Origin of the sequence: Streptomyces sp. B1866 (genome assembly GCF_031932565.1) — a bacterium.
Taxonomy (GTDB): domain Bacteria; phylum Actinomycetota; class Actinomycetes; order Streptomycetales; family Streptomycetaceae; genus Streptomyces.
In genome coordinates, this window is sequence record NZ_JAVSCF010000018.1 from 36,037 (window position 1) to 47,544 (window position 11,508).

Consider the following 11,508-nt stretch of genomic DNA (forward strand, 5'->3'; position numbering starts at 1 on the left):
CGTACGCGCGCGGGCCGCGCAGCACTCTTCCGCTCGGCCGGTGCACATGCCAAGGCGCCGGGGCGAGCACGCCGGGGTGCCCGGGACGCTCGCGCGCTGGCGCGCGCCGGTTCCCCGCATCCGCGCGCAGGCGCTTTTCGGGCCAACGTCCGGCCGCGCGCGAGCAGAGCCCGACCAGTGGTGGAGCGCGACGTGGTACGGCCCCGGTGGGCGTCGGCGGCCCCGACGAGCCGGGTGGGCGGTGGCCGGGACGGTCGGCGTGCGGCCGGTTCCTGCCGGTACGGCGGCCGCGGGTCCCGGCGGCCGCCCCCGCGCCGTACCGCTGGAATCAGCGCTTCCGGCGTGGCGAGCGCCCCCGCCGCGCGCTTTCACCTCCGCGTCGGGCGCCGGTGCGCGCCGGGGTCACCGGGGACGGAAGGCGGCCAGCGAGGGCAGCCCGGCGCCCGACCAGTCGAACATGGTGAGGTTGGCGTAGAGCCGTTCCTGGCGGCGGTTCGCCCGCACTCCGGGCACCCAGGCGGGCTCCCAGGCCAGGAATCCCAGGCCGCGGCCGCCCGGAAGGTCCGCGAGGAGGGCGCGCAGCGCCTCGAAGTAGGCCGCCTGCCCGGCGGGCGTCGCCGGAAAGCGGGCCACGTCCGGGAGCTGGTCGGCGCGGGTCACGATGCAGCCGTCGTCCGCCGGCAGCTTCCACGGGTAGGCCGTCTCGGCCACCAGGACGTCCTTGCCGTAGCGCGCCGCGAGGTCGGTGAGGTTGTACTGGAGGGCGGCCAGCGAGCCGTGCCAGAAGGGGTAGTAGGACAGCGCGATCACGTCGAAGGGGACGCCGGCCGCGGCCAGGTGGTCGTAGAAGCGGCGGGCCCGCGCGTTGTCGCCGCCGGCGTCGATGTGGACGGCGGTACGCGGCGGCGCCGACGCCTCTGCGGCGCCGCGCAGTCCGGCGGCGAGCAGGGTACGGAAGCCGTCCCACCGCTCCTCGCGGCCCGGGGCGTCGATGCGGCCGTGCGGCCACAGCATGCCGTGGCTGATCTCGTTGCCGATCTGGACCATGTCCGCCGGGGTGCGCTGGGCGGCGAACGCCTCGACCACGTCCCGGGTGTAGTCGCGCACCGTGGCGGCAAGCCGCCGCAGGTCCTGTCCGGCCCATGCCTTCGGCGTGGTCTGGTGGGCGGTGTCGGCCCAGCTGTCGGAGTAGTGCAGGTCCAGCACGACGCGCAGGCCGGCCGCGTGGGCGCGGCGGGCCAGGTGCAGGGCGGCGGCGAGGCCGAAGCCGTCCGGACCCGGGTCGACCCAGACCCGCAGCCGGACGGCGGTCGCGCCGCGGGCGGCGAGCAGGCGCTCGGCCGGGCCGGTGCGTCCCGCGTCGCCGAAGCGCCGGCCGGCGGCCTCCTCCTGGGGCAGGGAGGACAGGTCGGCGCCGCGCACCGCCAGCGCGCCCCGTAGCGGCCGCGGCCCGCCGCCGCGCCGGGGGGAGGGCCCGGCGCAGGCGGCGGCCGCCGCGAGCGTCAGCAGGGGCGCGGTGGACAACAGGCTTCTGCGGGAGAGCACGTGGGGCTCCGCGGTCTAGGCGAGGTGTGGTGCGGGCGCGGACGAGGCGCGGACGCGAGGAGGTCCCACCGTAGTCCCAGCCCGGTACTCCGGGTACCCGGAGGAAAAGGGGGGACCGGAATCCGTTTCCCGTCCCACCGGGGATCACTTTACACACTATTTACACGGGCGTGGTTGCGCACCGCGACAGTCAGTTTTTTATTGCGCGCCGGGTGTCCGTCGGTAAACCCTCCCGGGGCCCGTGACACGTGTACCCGGCGCCATTCATACTGACACGCGCCGGACTTCGCCGTCCGGCTCCGGAACCACCTTTTCCGATCCGTGGCACAGGCACGCGTTTCAGAGTGGCAAGCATCACGCCTACCTGGCGTTACCAAGGGTGGTAAACGATGGCATAGTGAGCGCCCCGACAAGACGGATCCGGTAATGACCCCACCATTGCGGCCGGAAGTCCCAACTTCTTCCCCATCTGAGGAGAGCCGTGCGTATCGTCGTTACCGGAGGGGCGGGCTTTCTCGGCTCGCACCTGTGCGACTCACTGATAGCGCGTGGTGATTCGGTCGTCTGCGCGGACAACCTCTCGACCGGTCGGCGCAGCAATATCGCGCACCTGACGACCGCACCCGAATTCACCTTCGTACGGGCCGACGTGGCGGCCGAACTGCCCGTGGCCGGCCCGGTCGACGCCGTCGTCCACCTCGCCAGCCCCGCGTCCCCGCCGGACTACCACCGCATGCCGCTGGAGACGCTCGCGGTCGGCAGCAGGGGCACCGAACTCGCGCTGGAGCTGGCCCACCGCAGCGGCGCCCGCTTCGTGCTCGCCTCCACCAGCGAGGTCTACGGCGACCCGCTGGTCCACCCGCAGCACGAAGACTACTGGGGCAACGTCAACCCGGTCGGCCCGCGCAGCATCTACGACGAGGCCAAGCGCTACGCCGAAGCCGCCACCGCGGCGTACCGGCGGCACCTGGGCACCGACACTGGCGTCGTCCGCATCTTCAACACCTACGGGCCGCGGATGCGCCCGCACGACGGCCGGGTGGTGACGAGCTTCATCGCGCAGGCGCTGAACGGCGACCCGCTCACCGTCTACGGCGACGGCTCGCAGACGCGCAGCTTCTGCTACGTCGACGACCTCGTCCGCGGGATCGTCGCGATGCTCGACTCCGCCGAGCCGGGCCCGGTCAACCTGGGCAACCCCCAGGAGCGCACGGTGCTGGAACTCGCCGCCCTGGTCCTGCGGCTGACCGGCGCCGACAGCCCCGTCGAGTTCCACCCGCTGCCGGTCGACGACCCCACCCGCCGCCGGCCGGTCATCACCCGGGCCCAGCAGGTGCTCGGGTGGAGCCCGCTCGTGTCCACCGAGGAGGGGCTGGCCCGCACGGTCCGGTACTTCAGGGACCGGCCGGACGAGGTGGCCGCGGCCCGCGCCGCGCTCGCCGGCGGTCAGCTCGACGGCGAACCGGCCGTCGACCGCGCCGCCGCCGCCTGATCCCTCCCCACCCCCGTCGGCGCCTCCCCGGTGGGGAGGCGCCGACGGGCGTCAAACGATCGGAGTCCGGTACGTGAGTACGCTGCACCCGGGCGCCAGCCCGGCCGCCCACCGGGATCCGGAGCCGGAGTCTGCGGTACGCCCCGCCCCCTCCATACCCGCCGGGTCCCCCGCGGACGCCGTGATCGCGCTCTCCCAGGGCCGCGTCACCCGGGTCCGCCCCGACGGGCCCCTGCTCGACCGCGCCTTCGCCCGGCGGCGCCGGCTCTCCCGTGGCACCTTCGTGCCGGTGCTGCGCCCCCGCGACCGCGCCCTGGTCGCGATCCTGACGGCCGGGTGGCTGGTCTGCCTGGCGCTGTTCTGGGTCTGGTGGCTCCAGCCCTCGCACCGGGTCGGCTGGACCGGCATCGTGGTCAACAGCGGGATCCTGCTCTACCTGTCGGTGATGCCGGTCTACTTCGTGATCGGCGTCAACCGGCTCAAGCGGGTCGACCCGCGCATCGGCGTCCCGCCGCTGCGGGTGGCCTTCGTGGTCACCCGCGCCCCCTCGGAGCCGTGGGCGGTGGCCCGGACCACCCTGGAGGCGATGCTCGCCCAGCGCTACCCGCAGCCCTACGACGTATGGCTGTGCGACGAGTCGCCGGACGACCGGATCGCGGCCTGGTGCGCCGCACACGGCGTGCGCCTGTCCACCCGCCACGGGGTGGCGGCCTACCACCGCGCCACCTGGCCCCGCCGCACCCGGTGCAAGGAGGGCAACCTCGCTTTCTTCTACGACACCGAGGGGTACGCCGGATACGACGTGGTGGCGCAGCTCGACTGCGACCACGTGCCAGACCCGGACTACCTCACCGAGATGGTCCGCCCCTTCGCCGACCCGGCCGTCGGCTACGTCGCCGCGCCCAGCGTCTGCGACGCCAACGCCGACCAGTCCTGGGCGGCCCGCGGCCGGCTGCACCGCGAGGCGACCTTCCACGGCCCCGCGCAACTCGGGCACAGCGCCGGCCTGGCGCCGGTGTGCATCGGCTCGCACTACGCCGTGCGCACCGCCGCCCTGCGCGACATCGGCGGCATAGGGCCCGAGCTCGCCGAGGACTTCTCCACCAGCTTCCTGCTGAACTCGGCCGGCTGGCAGGGCGTCTTCGCCATCGACGCCGAGGCGCACGGCGACGGCCCGTTGACCTTCTCCGCCATGCTGGTGCAGGAGTTCCAGTGGTCGCGCAGCCTCACCACCCTGCTGCTGGGCCTGGTCCCCCGGCACGTGCCGCGGCTGCCGTGGCGGCTGCGGCTGCGCTTTCTGTACGCGCTGGACTTCTACCTGCTGCTGGCGGCCACCACGGTCGGCGGGCTGGCCCTCGCGCCGGTGGCCGCGGTCGACGGCTCGCCCTGGATACAGGTCGACTATCCGGAGTTCCTGCTGCGCTGGTGGTCGCTGTCGGTGTGGGTGCTGGCCATGGTGGTCCTGCTGCGCCGCAGGGGGCTGCTGCGCCCGTCCCGCTCCCCGATCCTGAGCTGGGAGAACTACCTCTACTGCCTGACCCGCTGGCCGTTCGTGGCCTGGGGCGTGGCGGCCGCGGTGGTGCAGCGGGTCCGGCCCCGCCCGATCACCTTCAAGGTCACGCCGAAGTCCGCCGGCGGCCTCGAACCGCTGCCCACCCGCCTGATGCTGCCCTTCGTCACGCTCAGCGCGGCGCTCGCCGGGGCGGCGCTGTACGCCGAGTCCCACACCGACCAGGCCGGTTACGCGTTCCTGTGCCTGCTCGGCGCGGTGACGTACGCGGTCGTCGCGCTGCTCGTCCCGCTGCTGCACGCCCGGGAGGCCGCCCGCGGCGCCGGCGTGCGCACCCGGGCCGCGCTGCGGGCCACCGCGGCGCTGCCGCTGCTGCTCGCGGTACTGGTGGCGGTGTCGGCGGCCGTCGCCGTGGCCCGCTACCCCGCGTACTTCCACGCCGTCTTCGGACGGTGACGCCGGCCCCGCGCCGCCCCGCCCCGGGACGGCGCGGGGGCCGCTGGGCGCCCCAGCCAGGATCTGACAAGGAAGCGAGAACCCCCATGACCAGCACCGTCCTCGTCACCGGCGGCGCCGGCTTCATCGGCAGCCACACCTGCGTCGAGCTCCTCTCCCACGGACACGAGGTCGTCGTGGTCGACGACTTCTCCAACAGCTCGCCCGGCGCCGTGGAGGCGGTGCACAAGCTCGCCGGCCGGCCGGTCCAGCTGCACCGGGCCGACCTGCGCGACCGGGCCGCGCTGGCGGAGGTCTTCCGCGCGCACCGCTTCGACGCGGTGATCCACTTCGCGGCCAAGAAGGCCGTCGGCGAGTCCACCCGGATCCCGCTGACCTACTTCGACATCAACATCGGCGGCACCACGGCGCTGCTGCACGCCATGAACGAGCACGGCGTGCGGCGGCTGGTGTTCTCCTCGTCCTGCTCGGTCTACGGCGAGACCAGCACCGTGCCGCTGGACGAGGACTCCCCCGCGGCGCCCACCAATCCGTACGCCCGCAGCAAGTACCTGTGCGAGCAGCTGCTCGCCGACGCCTGCGCGTACGACCCCGGGCTGTCGGTGATCGCGCTGCGCTACTTCAACCCGATCGGCGCCCACCCCAGCGGCGAGATCGGCGAGGACCCGGCCGGCGTGCCCAACAACGTGCTGCCCTACATGGCGCAGGTCGCCGTCGGACGCCTGCCCGAGCTGCCGGTCTACGGGGACGACTACCCGACGCCCGACGGCACCGGCGTGCGCGACTACATCCACGTCGTGGACGTCGCCGACGGCCACCGGGTCGCGCTGGACCACCTCGACGACGAGACGGGACTGCGCGTGTTCAACCTCGGCACCGGGACCGGCGCCTCGGTGCTGACCCTGCTCGCCGAGTTCTCCCGGGCCGCCGGCCGGCCGATCCCGTACCGCGTCGAGCCCCGCCGCGCCGGCGACGTGGCCACGCTCATCGCCGACCCGCGGCGGGTGGAGCGGGCCTGGGGCTGGCGCACCACCCGAGACCTGGCCGCCATGTGCGAAGACGCCTGGCGTTTCCAACGGCTCCACCCGGCCGGCTACGCCGGCTGATCCGCTTTCCGCGACAGGGAGGTCACCCATGCGTCTTACCGTCATCGGCACCGGATACCTCGGCGCCGTCCACGCCGCGTGCATGGCCGAGATCGGCCACGACGTGCTCGGCGTGGACGTCGACTCCGCCAAGGTCGAGGCGCTCGCCGCCGGCCGGCCGCCGTTCCACGAGGCGGGCCTCGGCGAGCTGCTCGCGCGCAACGTCGAGGCCGGCCGGCTGCGCTTCGCCATCTCCGCGGCCGAGGCGGCGGACTTCGGGGAGGTGCACTTCGTCTGCGTGGGCACGCCGCAGTGTCCCGGGTCCGACGCGGCCGACCTGCGGTACGTCGACGCGGTGATCGACGCGCTCGCGCCGCACCTGCACCGCGACACGCTGGTGGTCGGCAAGTCGACCGTACCGGTGGGCACCGCCGCCCGCCTCGCCGCCCGGCTCGCCGGGCTGGCCCCGGCCGGCGCGGGCGCCCGGCTGGCCTGGAACCCGGAGTTCCTCCGCGAGGGCTACGCCGTCCAGGACACCCTGCACCCCGACCGGCTCGTGGTCGGCGTCGGCTCGCCCGCCGACGACGAGCTGCTGCGCGCGGTGTACGCGCCGATCCTCCAGGCCGACCAGACGCCGTGGATCAGCACCGACTTCGCCACCGCCGAGCTGGTGAAGGTGTCCGCCAACGCCTTCCTCGCCACCAAGATCTCCTTCATCAACGCCATCGCCGACGTGTGCGACGCCGCCGGCGGCGACGTCACCACCGTCGCGCGGGCGATCGGCTACGACAACCGCATAGGGTCGCGCTTCCTGTCCGCGGGCCTGGGCTTCGGCGGCGGCTGCCTGCCCAAGGACATCCGCGCCTTCCTCGCCCGCGCCCAGGAGCTGGGCGCGGGCGAGGCGATGCGCTTCCTGCGGGAGGTCGACGAGATCAACATGCGCCGCCGCCGGCGCACCGTGGACATCGCCCGCGAGCTGGTCGGCGGCTCGTTCCTCGGCCGCAACGTCGCCGTGCTCGGCGCGGCCTTCAAGCCCGACAGTGACGACATCCGCGACTCCCCCGCGCTCAACGTCGCCGCGACCGTACAGCTCCAGGGCGGCCAGGTGCGTGTCTACGACCCGGCGGCGATGGGCAACGCCCGGTCCCAGTTCCCGTCCCTGGACTACGCGCCCGACGCCGAGAAGGCGTGCGAACAGGCCGACGTGGTGCTGCACCTGACCGAGTGGCAGGAGTTCCGCGACCTCGACCCGGCCGTGCTCGCCCGGGTCGTCCGCCGCGCGGCCGTGGTCGACGCCCGCAACGCCCTGCCCGCCGAGCGCTGGCAGTCCGCCGGCTGGACCGTCCGCGCGCTCGGCCGCACCTTCGCCCCGGCCGCGTGACCTGCCCGGCCCGGGGCCTTCCGCCGCGTCCCGGGCCGCGGGGCCATGGGGCTCCTGCCCCGGCTCGCCGGGCGGGCCGCGCGGCGGCATGCCGCGTGTATGCCGGGGGCACGTACGCCGTACGGCCGCCGTACGTACGCCCGCCGGCCGAGCGCCTCGGCGTACCGCGGCCGGCACCGGCCGTACCGGGTCCCGCGGTACGGCTGCCGGCCGGTGGCCGCGGGCCGTAGGCTCGGGCCGGGGTACCGGCAAGGCGTGATCTCAAGGGAACGCGGGGCGGGCCGATGTCAGTGACTTCCCCGGGGCAGCCGCCCCGTGCCGCCCTGGTCTTCACCGTGGTGCCGCGGTTGCGCCGCTGGATCGCGCGCAGCTCCATCTGGGCGCCCCACGCCTCGATCGTGAAGCGGTTCTCGTCGGCCGGGTCGTCCAGGTTCCAGGGGCCGTCGTGGCCGTAGGCGACGAGCAGCTTGCCCTCGTCGCGCATCTTGTAGCCGGTGTTCAGGCAGTCGACCACGTTGCGCCCGAGGCGGTCCACGGCGGCCGCGACGAGGCCGTCGTACGGACCCTTCTCGTCGCGCAGCCACGGGCCCAGCCTGGGCCTCGTCATCGGGTCCGTGGCCCCACGAGACCTCCCAGCCGTCGGCCCAGCCGATGATGTGCCCGCCGACGGACGCGGCGGCGCTCAGGACGTCGTCGCACTGCCGCTCGGGCGAGGTGGTGGCCGCCTTCATGTGGGACAGCCGCCGCACGCCGAGCAGGCACCTGCCGCATCCGTCGCAGGGGCGATCGGTCATCTCCGGGTCCGTACCGCTCAAGGTCCTCTCCTGCTCCGCGCGCAGAGTAAGGAGGATTGGCGGCCGCACCCAGGATGATCTCGGTCAACCCAGGAAGCTCAGCCGAACCTGACGGTTGACATTAGAGACGTTGGTGTCCACCAGGACGACCGACTGCCATGTCCCCAGTTCCATCGCCCCGCCGACCACCGGCAGCGTCGCGTGCGGGGGAACGAGCGCGGGCAGGACGTGGTCGCGTCCGTGTCCCGGGGAGCCGTGCCGGTGCTGCCAGCGGTCGTCGGCGGGGAGCAGCGTGCGGAGGGCTTCCAGGAGGTCCCGGTCGCTGCCCGCGCCCGTCTCGATCAGCGCCAGGCCCGCTGTGGCGTGCGGCGTGAAGACGTTCAGGAGCCCGTCCCGCCCGCGGGCCACGTCCCGGAGGAACGACGCGCACGCGTCGGTCAGGTCGTGCACGGTCTCGGTGGACCCGGTCGTGACGTCGATGATCCGGGTCGTGAAGGTGTCGGCCATGCGCCCATCCTCACGCCCGGGCCCCGCGGGGCGCGGGCGGGCTCCGGTGTGTCGGCGCGGGCGGGGTGCCGGCCGGGAGCGGATCCGGCGTGGCGTCGGACGGGCGGGGGAGGTCCGCCCGCCGGGGCGGCGGGGGTGCTCGGCCGTGCAGGGCGGCCGACGCGCCGGCCCCGGCGTACGGACGGCCGCCGTGCGCCGGGCGGGCACAAAGGACGGGGTCCGCCCGTCGTGGCGACGGGCGGACCCCGGAAGGTGGTGGAAGCGGCGGTCGTCAGTCCCGCTGCGCGCCCTTGGGCAGCGTGCGCAGCGTCATCGCGGTGCGGGTGCCGAATCCCCAGTCGAGCATCTTCTTGGNTCATCGCGGTGCGGGTGCCGAATCCCCAGTCGAGCATCTTCTTGGCGTCCGGGTACCGGTTGGAGTCGTTCAGGACGACCCCGACCAGCGTGCGGCTGCCGCGCTTGGCGGCGAACACCAGGCAGGGCCCGGCCGCCGTGCCGGTGCCGGTCTTCACGCCGACGGCGCCGCTGTACGAGCCGAGCAGCTGGTTGGTGTTGTACCAGGTGTACGTCCGGTTGACGTTGGACGCCTTCTGCTTGGTGCTCGTGGACTTCACGACCGCGGCGAACGTGCCGTTCTTCAGCACGCGCGCCGCCAGCTTCGCCATGTCGCGGGGCGTGGTGTAGTTGTCGCCGCCCTGCGAGATGCCGTCGAAGGAGTCGTACCTGGTGTTGCGCAGGCCCAGCGACCGCGCCTTGTCGTTCATCTTGGAGATGAAGGACTTGGTGCGCTTGGCCATCGTGTCGCCGCTGCCGAAGGTGTCGGCGAGGGCGTACGCGGCGTCGCACCCCGACGGGAGCATCAGCCCGTACAGCAGCTGCCGCACGGACAGCTTGTCGCCCTTGCGCAGGTCGGCCGTGCTCGCGCCCTGCCGGGACACGTAGTCGCGGTACTCCTGCTTGATCGTCACCTGCTTGTTCAGGTCGACGTTCCGCGTCTCCAGCACCACCGTCGCTGTCATGATCTTGGTGGTGCTGGCCATCTGGCGCCGGGTGTCGGCGCTCTTGCCCCACAGCTCCCGGCCCGCGCCGCTGTCGAACAGGTACGCGCCCTTCGCGCTGATGCCCGAAGGTCCGCTCGCGGCCTGCGCGGTGGCGGCCGGAAGGGCCACCGTCAGTGTGACCGCGAACCCCGCCGTCGCCGCGACGGCCGTCGCCCCCCGCCGGCGAACCGGCCTTCCCCCATGACGTTCCATATGCGCTCCGCTTCCTGGAGATGACTGTCTGCGCAGCGCATGCTCTCATCAGGTGGTAGGACGATGTGCGGCGGGGTGGCCGCGGCGTGTCAGCGCATGGCGGCGGACGGGCGCGGGGTGATGCCGAGGACGGTGGCGTACTTCGCCACGACCAGGCCTCCCACGGCCGGGTACGCGCCGATGGGCTCGGCCGCCGGGCAGCCGGCCTCGGCGGTCGCCCGGGCCAGCAGGTCCGGCGCCACCTCCGGGCCGACGGCACACGGCGCGAGCGCGAGCTGTGCGGAGCCGGAGGAGCGCAGCTCGCCGGCGACGCGGGCGACGTCCCCCTCCTGGTCCAGCGCGGCGGCCATCACCGGCAGGGCGAGTCGCGCGGACAGCAGCATGCCGGTGATGCCCGCGGCCTGGGCCGCGGCGGGGCCGCCCGCGGCGGCCAGCACGATGCCGTCGGCGGCGGTGGCGACGGTGAACAGCCGGGCGCGGTCGGCGCGGGCCAGACCCGCCTCGGACAGGCGCACGTGCACGGCCTCGGCCAGCAGCGGGTGCGGGCCGAGCGGGTCGGTGACCTCGGCGGGCACGCCGGCGGCGGCGACGGCCTGGCGTATCCGGTGGGTCAGTGTCGCGTCCGGGCCGGCCAGCAGCGGCACCACGACCGCCGCGAGGCCGTCGCCCGGAGCGGCGGGCCGTTCGGCCGCCTCCGGCCCGGCGTCCTGTTCAGGCTCTCGCTCCGCGTGCTCCGCGGGCCGGTCGGCGGTCCCGGTGCGCTCGGCCGCGGCGCGCGCGAGCACGACGGTCAGGTGCGGGAACTCGACGCCGTCGCCGTCCAGGTAGCCGATCCGCGCGTCCAGGCCCGGCAGCTCGGACCGGGCGATGCTCACGATCTCCTCGGCCAGGCCGCGTACGGCCGCGTCGCAGACGCCGGGGACGGCGAGCACCAGCGGCGGCGCGCCCTCGGGCGCCGCCACGGGCTCCGGACGGCGGTGCCGCCCGGGCTGGCGAGGGCGCGGCATGCGGACAGGCAGGCCTGACGCGGGGCCCGTGGGGGAACTCATGGCGCCGCATGGTAGCCCCTCGGCGGGCTCTGGTGTTCGACTGGGGGTTACTGCGGGGTGTATTGTCCTAATTTGGTGAAAACTGTTTGGAAGAGTGCGGCGTTGTGGGGGCGACGAGCCCGGTCCGTACGGCATACGGTCGTCCCGCACCGGCCGTACGCGGTCTACAGCACCCGCAGCAGTGCCGGGTCCCGCGGCAGGCGCAGCGCGTCCGCCGCGAGCGCCCCGGCGATGAGCACCGCGCCCGCCAGCGGATCGCCCGCCGCCACGGACACCCGCGCCCGCGGCAGCCGCGCGGCGAGTTCCGCGAGCAGCGGCGCGAGCAGCGGCTCGCCCAGCCGGAACAGGCCGCCGGTGAGCGCCACCTCGCGGTCCGCGCCGGGCGGGCAGACCGCCGCGGCGGCCTCGGCCGCGTGCCGGGCCGCCGCGCCCAGGA

At 74.4% G+C, this 11,508-nt stretch carries 7 protein-coding genes and 3 pseudogenes; 4 read left to right on the forward strand and 6 right to left on the reverse strand.

Features of this window, described 5'->3' with window-relative positions; genetic code table 11:
• Positions 1-402: 402 nt before the first annotated feature.
• Positions 403-1,545 (reverse strand): glycosyl hydrolase 53 family protein, encoded by a 1,143-nt coding sequence (locus RKE29_RS05040; protein ID WP_312003807.1) that lies wholly within the window; start codon positions 1,543-1,545, stop codon positions 403-405.
• A 526-nt stretch (positions 1,546-2,071) separates the two neighbouring features.
• Between RKE29_RS05040 and RKE29_RS05045 the strand changes: the two genes are divergently transcribed.
• The 4 genes from RKE29_RS05045 (at position 2,072) to RKE29_RS05060 (ending at position 7,469) form a co-directional block, all read left to right on the forward strand.
• The gene (locus RKE29_RS05045) at positions 2,072-3,037 is read left to right on the forward strand and encodes an NAD-dependent epimerase/dehydratase family protein (protein WP_312003812.1); all 966 of its coding nucleotides are present in this window, start codon (positions 2,072-2,074) and stop codon (positions 3,035-3,037) included.
• A 154-nt stretch (positions 3,038-3,191) separates the two neighbouring features.
• The gene (locus RKE29_RS05050) at positions 3,192-5,003 is read left to right on the forward strand and encodes a glycosyltransferase family 2 protein (protein WP_312003813.1); all 1,812 of its coding nucleotides are present in this window, start codon (positions 3,192-3,194) and stop codon (positions 5,001-5,003) included.
• A gap of 86 nt (positions 5,004-5,089) precedes the next feature.
• Positions 5,090-6,109 carry a UDP-glucose 4-epimerase GalE gene (gene galE, locus RKE29_RS05055; protein WP_312003808.1) on the forward strand — a complete coding sequence of 340 codons (1,020 nt, stop codon included), beginning with the start codon at positions 5,090-5,092 and terminating at the stop codon, positions 6,107-6,109.
• 28 nt (positions 6,110-6,137) lie between these two features.
• Positions 6,138-7,469 (forward strand): UDP-glucose/GDP-mannose dehydrogenase family protein, encoded by a 1,332-nt coding sequence (locus tag RKE29_RS05060; protein WP_312003809.1) that lies wholly within the window; start codon positions 6,138-6,140, stop codon positions 7,467-7,469.
• A 379-nt stretch (positions 7,470-7,848) separates the two neighbouring features.
• Here the strand turns inward: RKE29_RS05060 and RKE29_RS05065 are convergent.
• The 5 genes and pseudogenes from RKE29_RS05065 to RKE29_RS05085 all read right to left on the reverse strand — a co-directional run.
• Positions 7,849-8,076, reverse strand: a pseudogene (locus tag RKE29_RS05065) (recombinase family protein); the annotation flags it as partial.
• Positions 8,077-8,347: 271 nt separating this feature from the next.
• Positions 8,348-8,770, reverse strand: coding sequence for a YjbQ family protein (locus tag RKE29_RS05070; RefSeq protein WP_312003810.1), 423 nt, complete (start codon positions 8,768-8,770; stop codon positions 8,348-8,350).
• A 274-nt stretch (positions 8,771-9,044) separates the two neighbouring features.
• A pseudogene (locus RKE29_RS05075) lies at positions 9,045-10,023 on the reverse strand (D-alanyl-D-alanine carboxypeptidase family protein); the annotation flags it as partial.
• Between the two features lie 89 nt (positions 10,024-10,112).
• Positions 10,113-11,072: a hypothetical protein gene (locus tag RKE29_RS05080; protein WP_312003811.1), complete on the reverse strand. Its 960-nt coding sequence runs from the start codon at positions 11,070-11,072 to the stop codon at positions 10,113-10,115.
• A 164-nt stretch (positions 11,073-11,236) separates the two neighbouring features.
• Positions 11,237-11,508 (reverse strand): annotated as a pseudogene (locus RKE29_RS05085) (ATPase); the annotation flags it as partial.

What these genes read in the sequence shown, in the direction of transcription:
- galE (WP_312003808.1), top strand. Translation starts at nt 5,090, where the DNA reads ATGACCAGCACCGTCCTCGTCACCGGCGGCGCCGGCTTCATCGGCAGC.
- RKE29_RS05080 (WP_312003811.1), bottom strand. Translation starts at nt 11,072, where the DNA reads ATGAGTTCCCCCACGGGCCCCGCGTCAGGCCTGCCTGTCCGCATGCCG.
- RKE29_RS05060 (WP_312003809.1), top strand. Translation starts at nt 6,138, where the DNA reads ATGCGTCTTACCGTCATCGGCACCGGATACCTCGGCGCCGTCCACGCC.
- RKE29_RS05070 (WP_312003810.1), bottom strand. Translation starts at nt 8,770, where the DNA reads ATGGCCGACACCTTCACGACCCGGATCATCGACGTCACGACCGGGTCC.